The 21,581-nt window shown below is 46.7% G+C and carries 24 protein-coding genes, 2 rRNA genes and 1 riboswitch; of the genes, 4 read left to right on the top strand and 22 right to left on the bottom strand.

Annotated elements, in window-relative coordinates; all coding sequences use genetic code 11:
* Positions 1-69: 69 nt before the first annotated feature.
* The 10 genes from purR to ACXX53_RS21350 all read right to left on the bottom strand — a co-directional run bounded on the left by purR (position 70) and on the right by ACXX53_RS21350 (position 9,645).
* Positions 70-903, bottom strand: coding sequence for a pur operon repressor (purR, locus tag ACXX53_RS21395; RefSeq protein WP_458570720.1), 834 nt, complete (start codon positions 901-903; stop codon positions 70-72).
* Positions 904-1,056: 153 nt separating this feature from the next.
* Positions 1,057-1,911, bottom strand: coding sequence for a 4-(cytidine 5'-diphospho)-2-C-methyl-D-erythritol kinase (gene ispE, locus ACXX53_RS21390; RefSeq protein ID WP_458570719.1), 855 nt, complete (start codon positions 1,909-1,911; stop codon positions 1,057-1,059).
* A gap of 223 nt (positions 1,912-2,134) precedes the next feature.
* A complete protein-coding gene (locus tag ACXX53_RS21385; protein ID WP_458570718.1) occupies positions 2,135-2,314 on the bottom strand; it encodes a small, acid-soluble spore protein, alpha/beta type in 180 nt (59 codons plus the stop codon).
* Between the two features lie 307 nt (positions 2,315-2,621).
* The gene (gene veg, locus ACXX53_RS21380) at positions 2,622-2,897 is read right to left on the bottom strand and encodes a biofilm formation stimulator Veg (RefSeq protein WP_458570717.1); all 276 of its coding nucleotides are present in this window, start codon (positions 2,895-2,897) and stop codon (positions 2,622-2,624) included.
* 239 nt (positions 2,898-3,136) lie between these two features.
* On the bottom strand, positions 3,137-4,033 hold the full coding sequence (gene yabG / locus ACXX53_RS21375) for a sporulation peptidase YabG (protein WP_458570716.1): 897 nt from the start codon (positions 4,031-4,033) through the stop codon (positions 3,137-3,139).
* 63 nt (positions 4,034-4,096) lie between these two features.
* Entirely contained in the window at positions 4,097-4,996 is a 900-nt protein-coding gene (rsmA, locus tag ACXX53_RS21370) for a 16S rRNA (adenine(1518)-N(6)/adenine(1519)-N(6))-dimethyltransferase RsmA (RefSeq protein ID WP_458570715.1), read from the bottom strand.
* Between the two features lie 63 nt (positions 4,997-5,059).
* On the bottom strand, positions 5,060-5,620 hold the full coding sequence (gene rnmV, locus ACXX53_RS21365) for a ribonuclease M5 (RefSeq protein WP_458570714.1): 561 nt from the start codon (positions 5,618-5,620) through the stop codon (positions 5,060-5,062).
* A gap of 156 nt (positions 5,621-5,776) precedes the next feature.
* Positions 5,777-6,898: a ubiquitin-like domain-containing protein gene (locus tag ACXX53_RS21360; protein WP_458570713.1), complete on the bottom strand. Its 1,122-nt coding sequence runs from the start codon at positions 6,896-6,898 to the stop codon at positions 5,777-5,779.
* Between the two features lie 300 nt (positions 6,899-7,198).
* Positions 7,199-7,391, bottom strand: a riboswitch (cyclic di-AMP (ydaO/yuaA leader).
* Between the two features lie 192 nt (positions 7,392-7,583).
* Complete coding sequence (locus ACXX53_RS21355) at positions 7,584-8,351, bottom strand: TatD family hydrolase (RefSeq protein ID WP_458570712.1); 768 nt, start codon at positions 8,349-8,351, stop codon at positions 7,584-7,586.
* Positions 8,341-9,645 (bottom strand): HD domain-containing protein, encoded by a 1,305-nt coding sequence (locus ACXX53_RS21350; protein WP_458570711.1) that lies wholly within the window; start codon positions 9,643-9,645, stop codon positions 8,341-8,343. Before ACXX53_RS21350 ends, ACXX53_RS21355 begins: the two co-directional genes overlap by 11 nt.
* A gap of 341 nt (positions 9,646-9,986) precedes the next feature.
* Here ACXX53_RS21350 and ACXX53_RS21345 point away from each other — a divergent pair, with 341 nt between their 5' ends.
* Complete coding sequence (locus ACXX53_RS21345) at positions 9,987-10,241, top strand: AbrB/MazE/SpoVT family DNA-binding domain-containing protein (protein ID WP_458570710.1); 255 nt, start codon at positions 9,987-9,989, stop codon at positions 10,239-10,241.
* A gap of 161 nt (positions 10,242-10,402) precedes the next feature.
* Here ACXX53_RS21345 and rsmI read toward each other — a convergent pair whose 3' ends face one another.
* From rsmI to ACXX53_RS21295, 10 genes are all read right to left on the bottom strand, one after another.
* Positions 10,403-11,311, bottom strand: a complete 909-nt coding sequence (gene rsmI, locus ACXX53_RS21340) for a 16S rRNA (cytidine(1402)-2'-O)-methyltransferase (protein WP_458570765.1) — start codon at positions 11,309-11,311, stop codon at positions 10,403-10,405.
* Complete coding sequence (locus ACXX53_RS21335) at positions 11,286-12,071, bottom strand: tRNA1(Val) (adenine(37)-N6)-methyltransferase (RefSeq protein WP_458570709.1); 786 nt, start codon at positions 12,069-12,071, stop codon at positions 11,286-11,288. The genes rsmI and ACXX53_RS21335 overlap by 26 nt, the downstream gene beginning before the upstream one ends.
* Before the next feature lie 95 nt (positions 12,072-12,166).
* Entirely contained in the window at positions 12,167-12,568 is a 402-nt protein-coding gene (locus ACXX53_RS21330; RefSeq protein ID WP_458570708.1) for an initiation-control protein YabA, read from the bottom strand.
* Between the two features lie 38 nt (positions 12,569-12,606).
* Positions 12,607-13,407, bottom strand: coding sequence for a PSP1 domain-containing protein (locus ACXX53_RS21325; protein WP_458570707.1), 801 nt, complete (start codon positions 13,405-13,407; stop codon positions 12,607-12,609).
* On the bottom strand, positions 13,408-14,388 hold the full coding sequence (gene holB, locus ACXX53_RS21320; protein WP_458570706.1) for a DNA polymerase III subunit delta': 981 nt from the start codon (positions 14,386-14,388) through the stop codon (positions 13,408-13,410). It lies immediately after the preceding gene.
* Between the two features lie 43 nt (positions 14,389-14,431).
* Entirely contained in the window at positions 14,432-14,875 is a 444-nt protein-coding gene (locus tag ACXX53_RS21315) for a YaaR family protein (protein ID WP_458570705.1), read from the bottom strand.
* A gap of 27 nt (positions 14,876-14,902) precedes the next feature.
* The gene (locus ACXX53_RS21310; RefSeq protein WP_458570704.1) at positions 14,903-15,232 is read right to left on the bottom strand and encodes a cyclic-di-AMP receptor; all 330 of its coding nucleotides are present in this window, start codon (positions 15,230-15,232) and stop codon (positions 14,903-14,905) included.
* A gap of 120 nt (positions 15,233-15,352) precedes the next feature.
* Positions 15,353-15,997, bottom strand: a complete 645-nt coding sequence (gene tmk, locus ACXX53_RS21305) for a dTMP kinase (protein ID WP_458570703.1) — start codon at positions 15,995-15,997, stop codon at positions 15,353-15,355.
* Positions 15,998-16,040: 43 nt separating this feature from the next.
* Positions 16,041-17,558, bottom strand: a complete 1,518-nt coding sequence (locus tag ACXX53_RS21300) for an aminotransferase class I/II-fold pyridoxal phosphate-dependent enzyme (RefSeq protein ID WP_458570702.1) — start codon at positions 17,556-17,558, stop codon at positions 16,041-16,043.
* A 99-nt stretch (positions 17,559-17,657) separates the two neighbouring features.
* Entirely contained in the window at positions 17,658-17,843 is a 186-nt protein-coding gene (locus ACXX53_RS21295; RefSeq protein ID WP_458570701.1) for a sigma factor G inhibitor Gin, read from the bottom strand.
* 252 nt (positions 17,844-18,095) lie between these two features.
* Between ACXX53_RS21295 and ACXX53_RS21290 the strand changes: the two genes are divergently transcribed.
* The 3 genes from ACXX53_RS21290 (at position 18,096) to ACXX53_RS21280 (ending at position 20,881) form a co-directional block, all read left to right on the top strand.
* Positions 18,096-18,620 (top strand): hypothetical protein, encoded by a 525-nt coding sequence (locus tag ACXX53_RS21290; protein ID WP_458570700.1) that lies wholly within the window; start codon positions 18,096-18,098, stop codon positions 18,618-18,620.
* Positions 18,621-19,003: 383 nt separating this feature from the next.
* A complete protein-coding gene (locus ACXX53_RS21285; RefSeq protein WP_458570699.1) occupies positions 19,004-19,801 on the top strand; it encodes a TerC family protein in 798 nt (265 codons plus the stop codon).
* Between the two features lie 207 nt (positions 19,802-20,008).
* Positions 20,009-20,881, top strand: a complete 873-nt coding sequence (locus ACXX53_RS21280) for an AraC family transcriptional regulator (RefSeq protein WP_458570764.1) — start codon at positions 20,009-20,011, stop codon at positions 20,879-20,881.
* Positions 20,882-21,284: 403 nt separating this feature from the next.
* Here the strand turns inward: ACXX53_RS21280 and rrf are convergent.
* Together rrf and ACXX53_RS21270 are read right to left on the bottom strand one after the other, a co-directional pair.
* Positions 21,285-21,401: ribosomal RNA gene (gene rrf / locus ACXX53_RS21275) — 5S ribosomal RNA — on the bottom strand.
* 70 nt (positions 21,402-21,471) lie between these two features.
* Positions 21,472-21,581 (bottom strand): 23S ribosomal RNA (locus tag ACXX53_RS21270); the annotation flags it as partial.

Genomic DNA, 21,581 nt, shown 5'->3' with positions numbered 1-21,581 from the left:
CTTGATTATAAGAAAATAGGGCTGGCAACGTTTATCGTTATCAGCCTCTTTATCCGTTCATACCTGTATTTAGCCTAAATGATCAAAATAATTGCCCGGCTTTACTGTCATATGACGCATGCGAGCATCAACTGTACCGACCCGCACCAAGGAAACGTAGTCATGTAGCAAGCGTTCTTCACTTGGAACATCCTCGGATTCCATCAGGACGCCAACACCTGCTACTGTCGCGTTGAACTCATGCAGCAGATCGATCATACCGTTAATGGTACCGCCTGCACGCATAAAGTCGTCCACAACCAGCACGCGTGAACGCTCTTTAAGGGCTCTTCTAGCCAGTGTCATCGTATGAATGCTCTTCTGCGAGCCCGAAACATAGTTGATGCTCACTGCCGAGCCTTCAGTTACAACATGATCACGACGTACTAATACAACTGGCAAATTCAGATGCGCAGCCGCCGCATAAGCAATTGGTATTCCTTTAGTTTCAACCGTCATAACGACATCGATGTCGCGACCAGCAAACGCTGATGCAAACATCTTGCCAACTTCATTCATTAAACCAGGCTGGCCTAAGATGTCTGTTACATAGTAATAGCCGCCAGGCAGCATCCGATCCGGCTGTACTAGCTGCTCACATAGATCCTGAATGATTGGCAGTGCCTTCTCTGGATTGCACTTCGGAATATACTTCACTCCGCCGGCAGCACCTGCCAATGTCAGCAATTCACCTGTTTCTTCGTCCTCGCACACCTCTTTAATGATAGCCAAGTCTTCACTGATCGAAGACTTCGCCGCTCCGTACCGTTCTGCAAAGGTGGTGAGCGGAATGAGCTTATGTGGATTTGACATCAGGTATTGTGTCATATCCACTAGCCGCGCACTTCGCTTTAATTTTTTCATGTTTATTCCTCGCTCAAATCCGAATATTATTAACGTAATATTACATTAATGTACGTCGATTATCAAGTTTTTCGCGATTTTAATCGCTTGATATTCGGCTTATTGCCTGTAATTCTTATATTTGCTTCATATTATACTCCAACCACTGAGAAGCTACGTCAGCATTCGTACCGCATACACTTCCTTGCAGAAGCCGCGAAGTCCATTATATATTCGAGCGATCTTGGATTCCTTGGATACGAGTCCAAATACCGTCGGACCGCTGCCTGACATCAGAACACCATCCGCGCCAAGACGTATCATCGCTTCTTTCAGCTGCTGCACCTCAGGGTGCATAGGCAGAGTCACATCCTCCAACACGTTGCCTAACGATTGACAGATGCCTGTAAACGACTGATCCTCTATAGCCTTGCGCATGTCAGCTAAAGAAGGATGCTTCGGAATACGGTTGGCTCTCAGCCTGCCATATACATCGGCTGTCGACACGTTGATCGGCGGCTTAGCCAGTATGACCCAGCATTGAGGCGGATTCGCGATATGCTCGAGCTTCTCGCCGCGGCCTGACGCAATTGCTGTACCGCCAGTCACGCAAAATGGCACATCTGAACCAAGCTCCGCACCAAGTGTCTGAAGCTCTTCATCGGAGATGTTCAGCTGCCATAGGCGGTTTAATCCGCGCAGTGTAGCTGCCGCATCGCTGCTGCCCCCTGCTAGCCCTGCCGCAACAGGTATCTTCTTGTCCAAATGAATATAGACGCCTTTTCGGACATCATAACGCTCTTTGATCAGTCTAGCCGCCTGGAAAGCCAAGTTCTTCTCGTCCAATGGTATGTAACCAGCTTGGCTGGAAATGATAATCGTGTCACGCGGCAGTTCTTCCATTTCCAATCGGTCTGCTAAGTCGACCATGGTCATGACCATCTCAACCTCGTGGTACCCGTCCTCACGCTTGCGCAGCACGTCTAGCATCAAATTAATCTTGGCTGGTGCTTTCTCATATACTTTCACTGGCTATTCACCTTCTTTACCCTATGAATCGCTTCCGTTATTATAGCAGACTATTATATCCAAGTCATTCGTAACGGACATAAACGCAAAGCGCTTCAATAAGTATTCACAAGAGCTATAACGGGACCATAGAATCGACGCTCAGCCTCAGAATATAGAAATAAAGCGAATCCGCTCTCTCCAGCGGAAGAGGCGATTCGCTGCTTAGTGCTTCAACCACAAGTTAAGGCTTGCGAGCAGCGGCCTGCTCAGCCATCTGGATGGCTCGCTTCACCATATTGCCTGCATCCTTGGCTTTAATGGCACCCCAGCCTTCCTTCTCGACGGTATCATAGAAGCCAAGGTCCTTTGCCAATTCGTACTTTAAATCCTCAGACATCACACTGCGTCTACGACGACTCATAGTTAGCCTCCTTTAAGCTTATGGATAACCGATAGTTAACAGCCAATGCGACCTGCGATCGCAGTTGCTTCATCCATGCTTCCATGTGATCACATTGAAATACTGCTGCCTGTCGCTAACCTATACAGGGTCGAATGAAAAGTATGAATGACCATAACTGCGGCTTGTTGAACTGCTCCATACTTAATGTGCTCACTATAACGATCCTTATACGTCTGTACAGCTTTCCCACAACATAGCTATCCTCAAGCTTCAATCAGCACAATCAAAAAAAAGCAGCCCCGAAGGACTGCTCTCATGTGAATCATTAACCGCGAATGTACTCAATCTTTAATTCACCGTTATCTGCGCAGACGGTAACCTCAACGGATTCCGTCAAAATATCTGCATAGCTGTAGGAAACACGTTTAAACGCGTTCTGTTCCTCGTCCAGCTTAACAATAAAAACTGAAGGGTAGGTTTCTTCCAACACGCCTGTGCGTTCGATCGTCTTGCGACGTCCTCCATTAGCACGAAGCAAGATCTTCTGACCAACATGCGGTTCGAGACATCGTCGTATTTCAAATAGCGCATTCTTTGCCATTTCAACTACCACCTCTTTCCTAATACATTATAACTAGTTCCAGAGGTTTTGTCAAATTAAATAAATAATTATAACAATAAGACAAATTGTATGTCAATTCATTTTTTTATATAATTTTTTATGTTGTCCATACGCGTTAAAAATTATGCAGGATCTTGAATAAAGTCCAATAATAAGGTCTTATTATGCCGAATAAACAAAAAAACGGCCGCATCATACGACCGTTCACTTCTTATTCATTATAAATCAATGCTCGGTGTTACTGACAAGGTAGCTAAGTCCTTCCACTTCGGCATCCCAATCCGGTGGCTTCCCCTCGTCTCTACCCCGCCCAGCCCTTCCATGCCCGTCATCGTATGCGGGGCAATATCAGCGATCTGAACCGTATCCTTAATCGAAGTATAAGCTGCTTTAGCGGCAACATATACAGGGTCAAGCGCATGAATCATGATTCGACTCGGGGAACTAGCGAAGTTGGCGCCTTCCAGCAGCAGCGCTTCAAAATGAGATTGGCACGCCCCCGCCACGATTGTCAGCATATCAAGATGCTGTACATACTGCCTTGCCGCTTTCACCGCATTGACGAAGTTCTGAGAATTTTTATAGCTCTGCAAACTGTGCAGATCCCTGTTCTTCAAATTTTTATATACGCCATCATGCCCAGTGATGACGATAATATCCGGCTTCACTCGCGGCAGCAAGCGCGCAACCGCGTCAGGCATATTCATCTCACGCACATAATGACCTTCTGCCGGTACACGAAGCTGATTGTACACCAGCATGCTCTTCTGCAAGTACAGAGGGTCTCCGTCCAAATGCAGCACCTTTCCAGGCATTTCAAATGTGGATGTACCATTCATAGCTCCAGGAGGATGAAATTCTGCAATACGACGTTCTGACTGACGCTTGCAATGCTGCTGCAGCGCTTCTACCGACTGCACCATCTTGATGTGCGCTTGTTTGGACCTGCGTTTAATCGTCGCTTCTGACACATTCACAAGATCGGATAACGGCGAGTCCGCCAGCAAGCGGTAATCGGTCCCCTTAATAATGCTCATATCCTGAACAATATGCTCGATCCGGAATGTGATGTCGCCGCCATACGACTTGCGGACAACCAACTCTCCCTCTCTCATAGGCGTAATCACCTCTTGACTATCGTATGGGCTTAAGGAGAGATTGGTGTCTAATTATATTGATTAGCCATTAGCTTTAAGGGCATATGCTTGATGTATGGCGTCACTCAGGCTCGCATACTCCTGCAGGGACAGCGTCTCCCCGCGTCGTGATGGATTGATCCCAACACGATCTAGAGCCGCTTGCAGCGCTTCAACACCGATGTCATTGCCATAGCGCGCCTTCAAGTTATTCCACAGCGTCTTGCGGCGTTGAGCAAAACCAGCCTGTACCACTTCAAAGAATCGCTGTTCATCCATTACCTCAACAGGAGGCTTCTCACGTACTTTAAGACGTATAACCGCTGAATCTACATTTGGCTGTGGAATAAATACCGTTCCAGGAACCGTACATACAATCTCAGGCTCGCTGTAATATTGAACCGCGATGCTCAAGCTTCCGAATTCCTTGCCGCCAGGCTTGGCAGCCATGCGTTCAGCAACTTCCTTCTGAATCATAACCACGATATTTTTCAGGGGCAAACGTTCTTCCAACAGCTTCATCATGATTGGCGTCGTAACGTAATAAGGGAGGTTCGCTACTACGCTCACCTTCTCCATCGAATGGAAGCAGTCCGCAAACAATTGTTTGAGGTCCACCTTCAGAACATCGCCGTGTACGACTTTTACATTTGTATAGGGCTCCAGCACATCACCAAGTATAGGAATGAGCCTCTGATCGATTTCTACAGCGGCTACAGAGCCCGCTAGACGAGCTAACTGCTCCGTCAAGGCACCTATCCCCGGTCCTATCTCCAAAGCCCCAGTGTGTTCATCCAGCTCGGCTGCTTGCACGATCCGCCGCATGATGTTCATATCGATCAGAAAGTTCTGACCCAAGCTCTTCTTAAAGGAGAAACCGTGCTTGCGTATAATTTCCTTCGTCCGCGACGGCGTGGCAATATCCATTGCGCCTTTTGTCATGATTAGTCCTGCCTTCCTCTAACATCTATATCTCATATCAGTCATTTACGTAATGCTTAAGTATTATTGTCGCTCATTACGGTCATGCTCACTCAATTCCCGCAATGCGTGCTCAAATTCCTCGCGAGTAATCTGGAAGGCTGTGCAGCGCTTCAAGAATTGTTTCGCATTGCAATATCCGATTCCCAATAACTCACCTAGCTTCATTCTACGTTCCGATGAGCCCTCAAGCGCTGTTAAACCCGCTGCAATGAGATCGCTCCAAGTGAGAACTGCACCTTCCGGAGAGGGCATCTCTGTACGTACGTTCGCCAAGGCTTGTCTTATGGCCTCAGGGGACGCATTCTCCACTCCGATGTCACCCTTCGCCAACGCTTCCCGCTTCGTTATAAACGCATGCTTGCAGCCAGGCACACGCCCTGCAATTGCCTTGCGAATCCGTTCGCCTGGAAAGTCGGGATCCGTAAAGATAATAACCCCTCGCCGCTCCTGCGCCATGGCAATGCGCTTAAACGTCATTTCATTCAAAGCAGATCCGCCGGTCTCGATCGTATCGGCTTCTACTGCTCGCTTGATGGCAACCGTGTCATCTCGACCTTCTACCACGATAACTTCTCGGATCACTGCTGACCACCCTTTCTATACCCTGACCGAGCTATATGAAAAAAACACAAAAGAAGAGGGGGATCCCCTCTTCTTAGCATGACATAAACAGTTATGAATTACTATATCATAAGTACACAGCCGCAATCTACCTCGAGTATGTCCGGAATCGACGGCTTAGTTGGCCTCTGGTTTAACAGGACCGATAACATATACCGTGTTTCCTTTTTTGCGCCCAAATCGTTTTACTTCCTTGGAACTGTCGTAGTAGATATCAACGATCTTTCCTTTGACGGCACCGCCCGTGTCTTCTGCACGGTAGAAGCCATAACCTTCGATATATACCCACCATCCAAGCGGAATCAAATCAGGGTCTACAGCAATCGTTCGACCTTCAGTAACCTTGGTTCCGGATGCTGTCTTCGCCCCTGGGGTGCCTTTCTCTTCCGTATAAGCAGTCAACTGCACATTAGTAAGTTTCTTCTTGTAGTCAAAGCCGACACTGTCCTTCGCCGTCTGTTCGGTATCTACGCTCTTGGCTGACAATACCGCAACTTCCGGTTCCTTCTTCGTACCGTAAGCAATAACTTGGTCAACTTGCTTGGCTTGAACTGTCTTGCCAACCATCTGCGAAAGAACAAGCTTGCCATCTTCATAAACCTGCTCGATCTGCTGTACGACTAGACCATTTTGACCCTTCTGAACAGTCTTGGTAGAACCTTTCTTCAGATTCGGATCAGCTTGCTTTACAACTTGAAACGGAACATCAACTTTGCGCTGTACAATATCCTTGGTCACACGGACCACTTTGATGTCCATATCGGACTTTATAGCTGTGTCTACGCTTGGGTACACTTTGTCCAGCTCGGTTAACGAGACATTAGCCTCATCCAAGACATGCTTCACATCGTACTCTGTCGTGTACAATGTTTTCGTTTGTCCGTCTACCGTCAAATGAACAGGTTCCGCGCGATCTATGATGATTTTAGTTCCGTCTTCTACTTCTGCTGCTAGCTCCACCGACACATCATCATGTGTTCCTACGGTAATCGCGTGCTCATCCAAAACTTCGCGTACCGTATCCTGTCTCGTTTCAAGCTTCATCAACTGTCCGTCGACGAATACAGATACCGTCTTCTTCGAATAGCTGAAACCGACCAATACACTGACTACTGTTATAGCGATAGCAACTACAGCAATTACTGAAATTATTCGCACATTTTCATGCTTCCACTGCATTGCGAGTGACTTGCTGGATGATCGGGGATCATGGGGTTCGTTATTCACGATGTTTCCCATTTCTCGGTCCTCCTTACATAGTCCCGCCGTCAAGAATGCTGCATGATTGCTTCTGACGCGACTATTGGTGATAGGATGTTGAACAAGCTTGTGCCGGCTTGTTCTTCATACCAACCCCAGTAACGGTTCCTTCCTCACCTTTGCTTCTTCTAACCTATGAATAGGCTAGCACGATTATGCGAGTTTCCATTACTCACAGTCTCGAAGCTGATTAAAACGAAAAGAAGCCTAAATTAAGAGGAATCTCTCTCATGGCTTCTAAGATGACCCAAACAGACAACCCATTTAGGACTCAAGACGAGGACCTCTCTCCATACGCTTGCGAGGTTAGCTGTCGGGTTCGGGCGCTGAGAGTCGCCCTATCCGTTCGTACCGGCTCATGGCTCGGTCGCCCGGAACTCACCCCTAGGATACACTCCGCATCGGTGTGGCACTAACCGATGGCATGTGGTTCCCCCGCTCTCTTGTTTCAGAGACTCAGCGTTACTGGTTGGTTGGAACAATATTCAAGTTCAATCGAACTTCTGTGAGTCATCATATCGTGTTTATTACAAAGTTGTAAAGATCTAATCAATTTCGTTTTTCGGTAAAAAGGATTAAAAAAAAGTTACAATCCGCTGTTTTGATAAAGAAATCCATTTAAATTTTGGCGTAGAACATTAAATCACCGGTTTTTCTTCGTTTTTCAACGCATGTCAAAACATGTAAGGGCGTTGTCGGTCGTTTTTTTGCAAAATTCTTCAAAATCTAACTCTTTTATTCCAGCTGCTTCCTCCGCTACAAGGCGCACATAAGCAGATTCATTTCGCTTTCCACGGTATGGATGAGGTGTCAAGTATGGACTGTCCGTTTCAACCAATAAGCGGTCCATCGGCACCTGCTTCAACACTTCCTTAGGCTGCTTGGCATTCTTGAACGTAATCGGGCCTCCAAACGAAATATAGAACCCCATATCCATACACATCTTCGCTGTTTCCCAGCTGCCAGAGAAGGAGTGCATGATACCGCCTACATCCTTCGCTTTCTCTTCACGGAGAATGCGTATCACATCTTCATGAGCATCCCGGTTGTGAATGATGATCGGCATCTTCAATTCGCGAGCCAGTCCAATCTGCTGACGAAACACTCGCTGCTGCACATCCTTAGGGGACGTGTCCCAATAGTAATCAAGCCCAATCTCACCGATGGCAACAACCTTCTCATGTTCTGTCAGCTTTGCAATCCAATCGATATCGGATTTCTCCATTGTAATAGCATCCGTCGGATGCCAACCCACTGCCGCATATATAAACGGGTACTTCTCAGCAAGCTCCATTGTCGTAGGAATCGTTTCTCGATTAAAGCCCACGTTTACCATACGTGTTACGCCTTGTTCCACTGCGCGAGCAATGACCTGTTCGCGATCTTCATCAAATGCTTTATTATCCAAGTGCGTGTGTGTGTCAAATATCATGCTCACTTGCCCCTTCCATTTCCCTCATTAACAGACTTCGAATTGATGGCGACAGCTGATTAGCTAAAGGTCTGATTCTATCCATTGGAAAGTATATAACATACTTGCCGCGGCGAATTCCGCTAATGGAACGGATAATATCGGAACGCTTAGACAGCTCCACCAATTGCTGATTTCGATCCAACAGCATGATGTGCTGCTGGGTCGGCTCCTCTCCTGCACGATACACATCGTACGGCTTATCCGTAGGGGAGTCAAACCATAGATCATAATCAGGATCTAAGCCGATATTACGCCATTCCTGCTTCAACTCTTCGCAAAATGACTGATCTAATCCATCTACCTCTACATATTTATACAATTTACGTTCCATGAATCGTTGGCACAAGTCTGCAAGCCGCTCATCCTTCTCCTGCATCCATTGTGAGAACATTGCTTGAACAAACGCTTCATCTAATTGAACATATTGTGACGCTGTTATTCTTCCCTCAAATAAAGCATCCAGCGGAGGCAAGAAATAACGAAACTCATAACCATCATGATACAGTTCAGTCGCTCGTCTGAAGATGAGCCGCAACAACAGCTCGGAGCTGCGTGTAACGGGGTGAAAATACACCTGCCAGTACATCTGATACCGAGACACTAAGTAGTGCTCAACAGCATGCATCCCGGTCTCCTTCACCACGATACGATCCTTATAAGGCCTTAACATACGCAGGATACGATCTAAGTCAAAGTTTCCATAATTGACACCTGTAAAATAAGCATCTCGCAGCAAATAATCCATTCGATCGGCATCCAGCGGACCAGATACTAAATTCACGACAATAGGCTTGTCATAAGTCTTTCTAATAATAGAAGCAATTCGTTCAGGGAGTGAGGGATCTTTGCGTGCCAGTACCCGATGGATCTCAGAATCTTCACTAATAATACGGCATGTCCAATCCTCATGATGTACTCCAAACGCTTCTTCAATGGAATGAGAAAACGGCCCATGTCCAACATCATGAAGCAGTGCAGCGCACATCGTCACAAATCCTTCTTCGACTGGCCAATCTTCGTACTGATTGCGTTCAAACTGAGATATGATACGCCTAGTTAACTCGTACACACCAAGCGAATGTGAGAACCGACTGTGTTCAGCACCATGAAATGTAAGATAGGAAGTACCTAACTGTCGAATTCGACGCAGCCGTTGAAATTCTTTCGTATTGATAAGCTCCCATATGGTTCGATCTTGAACATGGACGTAATTGTGAACAGGATCCTTGAACACCTTTTCTTCGCGCAGCATAATCCACCCCTCCTCAAATCCATAATAGTTAAAAATTTCTATATTTCCATAAACTTTTCGACATATTTCTCGTTTTCCAATTAAAGTCATTATATGAATTTATATATATTAATATGTAAATATATACTTAATAAAAATAGATATTATACCTTATTTTACTATATTATGGCGAAAATAAGGCGAATAACAAGCATATATTATGAAATTACCCATTAATTAGCACGCTATCAATCTATATTTTAGGTTGACTATTTTGGGAATGGTTGGTACCATAATAGACAACAAAACATAGAATAATGTCGAAACATGACATATCGCAAATCAGAGGAGTGGGAATAACTATGATGAAGTCCACAGGTATCGTCCGTAAGGTCGACGAACTTGGCCGCGTCGTCATTCCAATTGAACTTCGCCGTACACTGGGTATTGGCGAGAAAGACGCTTTGGAAATTTACGTTGACGGTGAGCGCATTATGCTCAAAAAATATGAGCCAGCATGCATCTTCTGCGGCAATGCAGAGAGCGTTACATACTTTAAAGGAAAAATTGTTTGTCACGAATGTATATCAGAAATTCCACAACCTGTGACAAATTAAAAAATATAGTATATAATAGCTTTAATCGAATTTGTTAATTCTAACCTTTTAATATCTTCCTTGACGCCTTCATGGTTATGAACCCAACCATGAAGGTCCTTTTTTTATATAAACCTCTGTACTGCTTGCCAGCTTGTCCCCTGTGTGAGACTTATTCCTCTTCACTCTTCATTCTGTGCGGCCAACAGTTCTTGATAAATATCTCGTTTGGATAATCCTCGATCCTTTGCCGCCTGCTTCATGGCGTCCTTCTTAGACATCCCTTCCGCCTCTTCATATCGCGCAACATGCTCAGTTATAGATAACCCGCTCCACCAGATTTCATCCTGCGCATTCAGCAGATATTCTTCCGTCGCGCCTTCGATCACGATACAGCACTCGCCTAATGGGGGCTCAGCCTCATAGTACGCTATGCATTCCGACACTTTGCCGCGCGTGAACTGTTCATAACGCTTCGTTAATTCCCTTGCTACCGTTACTCGTCTATCTCCTAATACCTCGCCGATTCGATCAAGTGTCTTAATCAACCGATGAGGAGATTCGTACAGTAGGATTGATCCTTTCACTCGCTTCACGGAATCAAGAATATCGTCAATTGACTTCCGATCGCGAGGCAAGAATCCGATGAACATAAACTGATCTGTAGGCAATCCAGATGCGATAAGTGCGCTCAGCGCAGCATTCGCACCTGGTACTGGAATAACCGGAATATCCACTTCCACAGCTAACTGAACGAGATCTGCCCCTGGATCAGAGATTGCGGGCAAGCCTGCATCGCTCACCAGAGCAATGCGCTGGCCTTCCTGCATCAAACGCACTAATTCAGGACCGCTTGCCCGTTTGTTATGTTCGTGGTAGCTGTACAGCTTCTTGCCTTGGATATCGAAGTAAGTCAACAGCTTCCTCGACTCTCTCGTATCCTCCGCCGCAATGATATCCGCTTCCTGCAGCGTCTTGATCGCACGGAATGTCATGTCATCCAGATTGCCGATTGGTGTCGCCACAAGGTACAACGCCCCTGTACCCTCTTGACTGTTACTGTAACTATTCTGCACCTGCACATTCGTCATCTTCATTTCTCAACTCCGTCTTACTTCCATAATAGATATCCATTAATTCTTCACAGTACTGTTTTCCTTCATTATATACGATTAACGGTGGAAGCAAACGCAGGTCAGGCTTTCCATCCTTAGCGCCCTCAACCAACACCATATTCGCTTCTTTTCCAAGTCGCGGATGAACCATGCGAACACGTTTCGGCTCCAAGCGATATTGACGAAGCAGAGTCAATATATCAGTTAACCGCGTAGGTCGGTGTACCATGGATATTTTACCGCCTGGCTGCAGAAGACGTGAGCAAGCGGAGATAACATCCTCCAGATTGCAGCCAATCTCGTGGCGGGCCATGGCTATATGTTCATTTTCCTTAACCATTCCAGTCGTTAGTGCCATATAGGGAGGATTAACCGTAATCGCTTCATAATAAGGGGATTCATCCTCAGGTGGTTGATAACTCTTCAGGTCGCCTTCCATGATACGAATTTGCTCCTCAAGGCCATTGAGCTTAACGCTTCGTCGTGCCATATCTGCCAAGCGGGGCTGAATCTCAACTCCGTCGATTCTCGCCTTCGTTCGAGTGGAGAGCAAGAGCGGAATAACTCCGTTACCTGAGCATAGATCCAGAATTCGCCCGCGCTGCGGAATAGCAGCGAAACGAGCTAGCAGTACAGCATCCATAGAGAAGCTAAATACCTCGTCACTCTGTATGATTCTCAGATCATGAGTCAACAAGTCATCTACACGCTCAGATGGCAATACACCTTCATTCATTGCAGCAGCTCCTTCTTACCTATTCATCATGATGCATAATTGAAATAAAGCCGTAGGGTAGAAGAGCATTGCGCTTCCTACGCCTACGGCCGTGGTTATTTATTAAGGAAGGACAAGCAGAACAAGCAATCCCCTTCCGTCCTCAAATGACCATAATACACGTTGCAAATATGAAATCCTTCGTGATACAAACGGGCTAGGTTATCATAACCTTCACCCACAAGGCTTGCTTTCAGCTCTTCTTCGTTCTTAGCTGGTCCAACAGGACGAGCCTTTTGCGGTGACGATGGAGATGGAACCGGGTTCTGCTTCTGCATGTTCGGCTCCTGATGTTCCTTCTGCAGCACTTTGCGTAACTGCTCATTCTCCATCAGAAGGCGCTGATTCTCCTCCAGCAGTTCCTTTACAATGAGCTTGAGTTCACCAAGTTCTTGATGAAGGCTGCCCATATTCGATTCGAGATTATGAATCTGTGCGAAAATATCTTTTTTCTCCAAGTTCCCACCCCAGAGCATCAAGCCGTAGTCCAGCCATTCTACTTGACGACAACGTCGTCGAACAGCAGTTCCTTCACCTTACCAAGTTCAAACAACTGCACATGAACTTTGCGTTCACCTACACTTACACCGACAACCTTACCTTCTCCCATAGAGGTAATAACCATCTTGCCCACTGTAGGGAGTTCTTCCTTCGCACTCTCGTAATTATCATGCTCATATTTCAAGCAGCACATGAGACGTCCGCACAAACCCGATATCTTCGTCGGATTCAAGGACAGATTCTGATCCTTGGCCATCTTAATCGATACCGGCTCGAAGTCTCCAAGCCATGATGAGCAACACAATACTCTTCCGCACGGACCGATTCCGCCAAGCATCTTAGCTTCATCGCGAACACCGATCTGCCGCAGTTCAATTCGAGTACGGAATACACTTGCCAAGTCCTTCACGAGCTCTCGGAAATCTACTCTTCCTTCTGCTGTGAAATAAAAAATAATCTTGTTGCGGTCAAATGTGTATTCCACATCTACCAGCTTCATCTTCAATTGGTGTGCTCGGATCTTCTCCAAGCATGTACCAAATGCATCCTTCGCCGCTTTACGGTTATTGTCGACCAACTGCCCGTCCACTTCCGTAGCGATCCGGATCACTTTCTTCAGAGGGAGCACCACATCGTTCTCACCGACTATCTTGGGCCCTATCACGACTTTGCCGTATTCGATGCCGCGCGCCGTTTCGACGATCACATGCTGGTCCTTCTGGACCGGCCATTCAACCGGGTCGAAATAATAAACTTTGCCCGCTCTCTTAAAACGGACGCCGACTACATTATACAATTACGTACCTCCTTGCATCCCCACCAGAAACTGTTCTAATACAAGCTGCGGGTTGACATTCGCTCGAATTCTCTTCTGCGCCTCGGCTGACGCTTCCATGCAGCGAATCCAACCCTCGGCTGACCGTGTCCAAGCAATCTTGCTGATGACCTCAAGTTGGTCTTGATACACTAGACTGTCCTGTCGGTTCAATTGGTAATTTAACATATCTCGAAACCAGAGATGGAACAACCGGAATACCATATCCGTGTGTTCCGCAAGCTCCGTCTTAAATATTCGTTGCTGAGCAGTCAGAAGTGCGGCCGATAATCGACCTGTACACTCCTTTCCTAATTGTAACATTACGTTTCTCAATTCTGCAAACCAATTCTGTTGGCATAATTCCCTACCTTGTTCCAATCCGTTCACTAATTGGACCGCACAACGAGCTAAAGTCGGAGAAACCCCTTCTTGCATGAGGCGATCATAGATTAATTTAGGATCCTGCGGGGAAAATGGCACCCATTGTGACCGGGATACGATAGTCGGGAGCATAGATTGTCCATGCTCTGCCAGCAATATAGCCACAGTCGGACTAGTAGGCTCCTCCAGAAACTTCAGCAAGCTGTTCGAAGCTTGTACAGTCATCTTATCTGCCTGCTTCATAATATAGATTTTACGGCTCGAAGGATGAGAACGATAAGAAAATTCACGCTGCAGCTCTCGGATCTGCTCAATCTTGATAGATTGACCCTCCGGCTCAATTATATGAACATCCGGATGGTTTCCGTGATCGATCTTGCGGCAGGATAAGCATTCGTTACAGCAATCATCCTTGAGCCGTTCGCAGAACAGCGCCTTTGCAAAAGTTAGCGCTGTCTGCATCTTCCCGGTTCCAGCCGGGCCGCTAAACAAATAAGCATGGGACACCTTTTCGGCTTGAAGCCCATGCTGTAGAATCATCTTGGCTCTTTCTTGCCCAAGTATATGCTGAAATGACATCTTGCCTTTCCTTTCTCGCTATCTGCATTCGGCAGCTAATCACTTAGAACGCCAAATTAATCAGCATACCGCGAATTTCACCGACCTTATGCAGCAATTCCATCTTGCCTTGCTCGGATTGAAGTAATTCATCCGCCAGCTCGAGCAGAGTACTGTCTATTTCTTCTACTAGACGGTACCGTTTGCTTCGTCCTCTTCGGTCCCATCCACGAGCGTCACGCAAAGAGATTCCCTTGCGAACAGTATCCTCCAGAAATCGTTTCACCATCGTACGATACAGGCGCAATTCTCGAACAGTCATCGATTTACTCAGACGTTCGCCCTGACGGTAAATGTCTTGAAGACGCTGCTGAAGCTCTTGCTGTGAGGAATGACCATCCTGCTGCTGCATCGTATCCGCGAATGATTTAGTCGTTACCGGCTTGGTAACGGGATCCCCCATACGCAGATCTTTACCTAAAGGGCGAAAGCCCGGATTAATCTTCATAAATGTTCACCTGCACCGTCCTAAGAATTAAAAATGTTCAAATCGATCAACTGGAAGCACAAACACAGTAGCTCCGCCCACTTGTACTTCAACAGGCAATGGCATAAATGAATCCGTCGTTCCACTCATCGGAGTAACCGGCGTTACCAGCTGATCGCGAACTTTACAGTTCGTACGGATCGTCCCAAGCACAGAATCAACTTGGTCATCCTCAACCCCGATCATGAATGTAGTGTTCCCAGCTCGAAGAAATCCACCTGTACTTGCCAGCTTTGTCGCACGAAAATCAGCTTTAACTAAAGCATGGCTCAATCGGTTGCTGTCCTTGTCCTGAACAATCGCTACAATTAACTTCATGATAACATCCTCCTCTGATGAGATGAATTGTTGTCATAGACAACTTAATTAACTCAGTGCTCTAATAAAACAAGACAAGAGCCTACTTATTCATTAGACTACTATATATGTTATTAGACATCAATCGGTGAAAATCCTTGTTCTCTCGCGCAAAACTTCCATAATATCGCGGACAATCAGCTCTGGAGACTGAAGGGCATCAATACGAACAATGCGCTTCGCATCGCGCTCCGCTAGAATCTGATATCCCTCTCTCACCTTTTGATGGAAGGGCAGCTTCTCTTGATCCAGCCGGTTCACTTCATCACTGCGACTAGCCGCAATACGCGCAAGCCCCGCTTCCGGTTCAATATCCAACCATAACGTAAGATCAGGCATCACTCCGTTGATCGCAAAACGATTGATCTCCCACACTTCTTCCATTCCAAGTCCTCGGGCATATCCTTGATAGGCCATACTGCTGTCGACAAATCGATCACATAGAATGACCTCTCCGCGCTCAAGAGCCGGCATAACCTTCTCGGTCAAGTGCTGGCGACGTGCGGCCGCGTACAGCAAAGCCTCAGTCCTTGGATCCATCTCCGTGTTCTCAACATCCAATATGATCTTGCGAATCTGCTCCGCAATCGGGATACCGCCCGGTTCACGCGTAACGAGAACAGATTGACCGCATGCTTCGAGCTGCTCTTTCAGATATCGAAGAGCTGTCGTCTTGCCTGCGCCTTCTCCACCCTCTAATGTAATAAATATACCCTTCTTCACCATAGCTCACACTCTATCCTCTCGATGAATATCACATACCGTCCTATCAATCATATACCTGAATTGTCCTTAACGTCGGATCCGCCATCTCTTGACACTTAGCGCCTAATACGGAGAGACGTTTCAAGATGGCTGCATGCTGTTCCGTAATGCGTTCTCCTGCGTAGAGCAAGGGGATGCCTGGCGGGTAAGGCACGACCGATTCAGCCGCATCATAGCCAGCGCAAGCTTCTACTTCTACTGTCTTCACCGTACGATATACCGATTCATATATGGAAAAGGTCATGGGGTCAGAGATCAACGTTACATCATCTAGAGAGACATCGTCTAGTGAGCTGCTAGTACTTGCAGTTTCCACACATCCCATATGTTCCACCTGCTCAGCTTCCAGCTGCTTCAGTGCCTGCAGCAGTCTGACAGCATCCATCATCGTCGAAGCAAACGTAAATAGCAGTACTACATATCGCTCATCCGCCATCTCCGCCACGCAGCCATGCGCAGCAAGCTTCTCCAGTAGCTCATAGCCGCTCCAATGGCTTGTACGATCAGAGATAACCACTTTAAACGGATCCTGTGTAAAGCGAGCCGCATCTCCTGACATTACCGCGAACCGTTCCGACCCGGCCAGCGCAGCTCTGACATGCGAGACAGCTTCTAATCCAGCTGTAAACAGTGCCTCGCCTTGCGTCGCCAACTGCTGACGGCTCATATCGAGCGATGCGAGCAGAGGATACGACGGGCTCGAGCTCTGCACCATCGTCAGCATCCGTTTTAGGCGATGCCGGTCGATTCTTGCGCCCTGCACATGCAGCATCGCCGTCATCGTCATGCCACCCAGCATCTTATGGGTGGATTGCACGACGGCGTCCGCTCCTGCCTGCAGGGCGGAGCTAGGCAGTTCGGGGTGCATGCCGTAGTGCGCCCCGTGCGCTTCGTCGACGAGCAGCGGCACATCGGCCGCATGTGCAGCCGCGGCAAGCTCCTTCACGTCCACACCCAGTCCGTAATAGTTCGGACTGCAGATGACGACCGCCTTTGCTTGCGGATAACGCTGCAGCGCGATATGCACCGTGTCCGGTGCCGGCGCGGCCATGAGTCCGCTAGCCTTGTCCACGCGCGGGCTAAGGAATACCGCCCGCGCCCCTGCTAGGCGCAGCCCGTTCAACACCGACTTGTGCACGTTCCGCTGCACAATGACGATGTCGCTTGGCTGCGTGCAGCAAGCCATGACAGCGGCCACGTTGCCAACGGTGCTGCCGCCTACAAGAAAGTGCGTCTCCTCCGCGCCAAAGCACGCGGCGGCGAGCTCCTGCGCCTCCCGTATAGCACCGGTCGGCTGGTGCAAATCGTCCGTGCCGTCGATCTCCGTCACGTCCTGGCGCAACAAAGCCGCATAGCGGCGGTACACCTCCGCCATGCGCTCATCTTGGGGGGCCGCCTCCGCAAGCGCATAGGCCGCCCCATCTTTGTGCCCGGGCACGTGTAAGGACACGTCTCCCCGGGCTTCATATTCCAGCAGCGCCTCTACGATCGGCGCCCGCTTATATCTATCGTCGCGGCTCATCCTAAACCTCATTTTCACAATAATAATCTTATTGTATCATAATCGGTCCCTTCGCCCGACACAAAAAAAGCCCGGATCCCGGACTCTCGTTCATACGACTTACGCCTGCAATTGCATCCATAGACGCTTCAATTGATGAATATAATAAGGATATTTCGCGTCCCCAACCTCGGTATGAACCATCTCCTGCTCACAGCCGGAACATATAAATTGATCAACGATGACGATTCCTTCTTCCTTCTGTTGACCGCATATAATACAGCATTGCTCCGATTGGCGTTCCATGATCATCCCACCTTTGACATCATTTAATGTTAGTATGCCCATTTTTAATAGAGTTATACACGTTTTCATAGTTTTTTAACATAACTTTATTCTATATAACCGACTTCTCCCCATCTGTTTCCTATTCCATAAGGGTTGTAACACAGCCATTATATGATTATCTGCTTGGGTATGTGCCTAAGTGCTCTTCATTCTATGATTTAAATAGCCGATATCATATATATTAATGTATCAATAGAAAGGGCGGTCCTTATGTCAACTAACTCTGATCGGACATTTTACCAGTATCAACTGCTGCGCAAGGTTAAGTTTACACCCGTCCTTCTTGGTATCTACCTCTTACTTGGTGCTGTGGCGGTTGGAGCTGCAATATGGGCGGATGGCATTAAGGGACTTACATATACCCTGTTAGTATGGGGAATATTGCTTTGGCTTCATTATGTGATTGCTCGCTCCATTTTCTTGATGGATCGTTATACATATCGTAAACGTTGGGGATTTCAGTGGAAAATTCCCTGGATCGGCTTTTTGCCATATGAACAGCAGTATATCGGTTATCGATACTGGCGAAAAACAAATCTTCTTATCTTTTTCATTACTTTCATAGTTATTGTTCTGTTGCTGCCATTCGTTCCTATATTGCTGACACTTCAATTTTTGTTTTGGCATCTATGGTTGTCTGGACCAAGGCTTTACTCCATGGTGGCGGCTGTTACGATTTCTCAAGATAAATTAGTGAAGTTAGGCTTACGTGAGTTTCTTATTTATAAAGCATAATGACTTCATCATTCACGACAATTTTAATGTGCCTTGTTGTCCCGAATTCATAATGACCTTATATTACCAATAAACTATCGTGCGAAAAATGAAACTTTTACTATTCTAGGATCGTATTTGTAACATGTCAGCAAGATGACCAACCACATATGCTATTTGCAAACTCCAAAGGGGAGTAGCTGCTACAGTAAAGTCGTCATTTCGAGAGATCCTCTCCGGCTTTATTGGCAACATCAAGTTGTTAGCGAGACCTTTGCCTATTTAAGGCAAGGGTCTTTTTTGTTGCTCGATTCCGTTTAGATGTTGCAATAGGCGAAGTTAGACATGGGCATCTTAAATAGACGATACAACCATCGTGTTGGATAAGAATTGGGGGAACTAATATGGATATTGCTTTGTTAATGGAGTACCTATGGGTGTTAATCGTCCTCGTGGTGCTCGAAGGCTTGCTTGCAGCCGATAATGCACTTGTGTTAGCGATCATGGTGAAACACTTACCAGAAGATCAGCGGAAAAAGGCTCTGTTCTATGGCCTTATAGGCGCGTTCATATTCCGCTTCGGATCACTGTTTATTATTTCATACTTGGTCGATGTGTGGCAGATTCAGGCTATTGGTGCCATTTATTTATTGTTCATTTCATTAAACCACATATTCCGAAAAGTGGTATTCAAGAAAGAGGATGCTGAGCAAGTTGATAAAAAACCAGAAGCCAATGCTAAAGGATCTGGATTCTGGATGACCGTATTAAAAGTGGAAGTATCAGATATGGCTTTTGCGATTGACTCCATTCTTGCAGCTGTTGCACTCGCTGTCGCATTGCCACCAACTCCACTTCCGCATATCGGTGGTATGGACGGCGGACAGTTCCTTGTTATCTTTACAGGGGGCTTCATCGGACTTATCATCATGCGATTTGCAGCATCTGCTTTCGTTAAGCTATTGGAACGCAGACCTGGACTGGAGATTGCAGCCTTCGTTATTGTAGGCTGGGTAGGTGTGAAGCTAGCTGTCATTACATTAGCTCATCCAAGTATCGGTATCATCTCAGAAGAATTTGCTCATTCAACAGGCTGGAAGCTAACGTTCTACATTGTACTCATCATTATTGCGGCTTTGGGCTGGTTCTTATCGAGTGAAAAGGATCAGAGTGAAGCCACTGCCCCTGAAAGTTCTAAATAAATAGTATTCATGGAAGAGCTGATGGTTAAACTTCTTCACCAATTGTTGTTGGAGAAGAGACCATCAGCTTTTTTAATGCTAATATCACGGTTTACCTTACATATATTCCATGTTATTCTAATTACGTTTTATCTGTCCACTCAGAGCATTTTATAACCAGAATAAGCAGACAGCTTCATCTATTATCATATTAGGGAGTGAGCAAATATTAGCTGGATTGAATCGATGCAGAGAGCGATCAATTATATGGAAGAGCATTTGCTTGAGGATATCACGGTCGAACAGATCGCAGGGAAGGCCCATTCATCTCCGTTTCATTTTCAACGTATCTTTTCAATCTTAACGGATATGACTATTGCCGACTATATGCGGAGAAGACGTTTGACTCTGGCTGCCCAAGATCTTGCCTCATCTGATGCTAAGATTATTGATATTGCCCTCAAGTATGGCTATGAGACTCCCGAGGCCTTTGCTAAGGCCTTTCGCAAGCAACATCAGATGTCACCTACTGATGCGCGAAATAGTGGTGGCAAGCTTAAATCTTATAACCGCCTGGTTATTCAGGTGAAACTGAAAGGAGTACAACCAATGAATTATCGTATTATTGAAAGAGAGAGCTTTCAGGTTGCTGGCGTAAAACGAGGGTTTTCGATTAGCAATGGAGAGAATTTGGTCGGCATCCCCTTGTTCTGGCAGGAAATAAATAATGATGGTACTGATAAGCTGCTGTTTCAGATCAATCAAGGGCAAATCAAAGGTATCCTTGGAGTATGTGTCGATGAACCGTACGAGAAACCGTTCGGGAAACCAGAAGATATGGAATACTGGATCTGCACCGAATGTGATGGCGATATTCCAGAAGGCTTACTCAAGCTGGAAATTCCCGCATCCCGCTGGGCCGTGTTTGAGGTCCATGGACCAATGCCAGACGCCATGCAGAATGCCTGGAAGCAAATCTTTTCCGAATGGTTCCCGTCCAACTCGTATCAACATACAGGTGCCCCCGGCATGGAGGTATATACTGATGAGGATCCATCCAGCCCTAACCTATACTCGGAAATCTGGATCCCAATAAAATAATCAGCCGATAAGACGATCCCTGGCTTGCTTCTATGGCCTATGGTATCGTCTTTTTTGCTTCATGTGTATTCGTCGCGCCGCTCCTCGGCATATCCCTAGTTACCGCGTGGTGAGGTGTATTCATATGCCGTGTACCTTGTTGAATTAACTGCATTTTGTGCTGCTAGTATGTAGTGTCTGTATGTTGGCTGAGTGCTTACTGCATAATGTGCATCTATTTCAGCTACTTTTAAGTTCATTGCCCGATTCCGACCGAAATAAATGCACGAAATACAGTTAATTTGTGTTTTAGGACTATCATCCGTGCAATTAGATGTACAATATGCATTTAGCCTGTGTGACACAGGCCTTGCACATAGAAAAAACCCGCTGTCGATTCGAGATCAACAGCGGGCTTTAGTTAGCTTGGCGACGTCCTACTCTCCCAGGACCCTGCGGTCCAAGTACCATCGGCGATGAAGGGCTTAACGGTCGTGTTCGGGATGGGTACGCGTGGAACCCCTTCTCCATTGCCACCAAACCTATTTTGTTCAAGGTATATACCCTGAAAACTGAATGCGAAGTTTGAAAAGCCTTGCTTGAATATCATTTAGGATAAGCCCTCGACCGATTAGTATTCGTCAGCTCCACACATTGCTGTGCTTCCACCCCGAACCTATCTACCTCGTCGTCTTCAAGGGGTCTTACCATTGCTGTGGGA

The organism is Paenibacillus marinisediminis (assembly GCF_054343325.1).
Note: the sequence above shows the minus strand (reverse complement) of the source record. Positions and strands in the feature narration are given on the sequence as shown.

Bases quoted from the DNA above. Each gene is read 5' to 3' on its own strand.
- purR (WP_458570720.1), bottom strand. From the start codon at position 903: ATGAAAAAATTAAAGCGAAGTGCGCGGCTAGTGGATATGACACAATAC.
- ACXX53_RS21385 (WP_458570718.1), bottom strand. From the start codon at position 2,314: ATGAGTCGTCGTAGACGCAGTGTGATGTCTGAGGATTTAAAGTACGAA.
- veg (WP_458570717.1), bottom strand. From the start codon at position 2,897: ATGGCAAAGAATGCGCTATTTGAAATACGACGATGTCTCGAACCGCAT.
- yabG (WP_458570716.1), bottom strand. From the start codon at position 4,033: ATGAGAGAGGGAGAGTTGGTTGTCCGCAAGTCGTATGGCGGCGACATC.
- rsmA (WP_458570715.1), bottom strand. From the start codon at position 4,996: ATGACAAAAGGCGCAATGGATATTGCCACGCCGTCGCGGACGAAGGAA.
- ACXX53_RS21360 (WP_458570713.1), bottom strand. From the start codon at position 6,898: ATGGGAAACATCGTGAATAACGAACCCCATGATCCCCGATCATCCAGC.
- ACXX53_RS21355 (WP_458570712.1), bottom strand. From the start codon at position 8,351: ATGATATTTGACACACACACGCACTTGGATAATAAAGCATTTGATGAA.
- ACXX53_RS21350 (WP_458570711.1), bottom strand. From the start codon at position 9,645: ATGCTGCGCGAAGAAAAGGTGTTCAAGGATCCTGTTCACAATTACGTC.
- ACXX53_RS21345 (WP_458570710.1), top strand. From the start codon at position 9,987: ATGATGAAGTCCACAGGTATCGTCCGTAAGGTCGACGAACTTGGCCGC.
- rsmI (WP_458570765.1), bottom strand. From the start codon at position 11,311: ATGACGAATGTGCAGGTGCAGAATAGTTACAGTAACAGTCAAGAGGGT.
- ACXX53_RS21335 (WP_458570709.1), bottom strand. From the start codon at position 12,071: ATGAATGAAGGTGTATTGCCATCTGAGCGTGTAGATGACTTGTTGACT.
- holB (WP_458570706.1), bottom strand. From the start codon at position 14,388: ATGTCATTTCAGCATATACTTGGGCAAGAAAGAGCCAAGATGATTCTA.
- ACXX53_RS21315 (WP_458570705.1), bottom strand. From the start codon at position 14,875: ATGAAGATTAATCCGGGCTTTCGCCCTTTAGGTAAAGATCTGCGTATG.
- ACXX53_RS21310 (WP_458570704.1), bottom strand. From the start codon at position 15,232: ATGAAGTTAATTGTAGCGATTGTTCAGGACAAGGACAGCAACCGATTG.
- tmk (WP_458570703.1), bottom strand. From the start codon at position 15,997: ATGGTGAAGAAGGGTATATTTATTACATTAGAGGGTGGAGAAGGCGCA.
- ACXX53_RS21300 (WP_458570702.1), bottom strand. From the start codon at position 17,558: ATGAGCCGCGACGATAGATATAAGCGGGCGCCGATCGTAGAGGCGCTG.
- ACXX53_RS21295 (WP_458570701.1), bottom strand. From the start codon at position 17,843: ATGGAACGCCAATCGGAGCAATGCTGTATTATATGCGGTCAACAGAAG.
- ACXX53_RS21290 (WP_458570700.1), top strand. From the start codon at position 18,096: ATGTCAACTAACTCTGATCGGACATTTTACCAGTATCAACTGCTGCGC.
- ACXX53_RS21285 (WP_458570699.1), top strand. From the start codon at position 19,004: ATGGATATTGCTTTGTTAATGGAGTACCTATGGGTGTTAATCGTCCTC.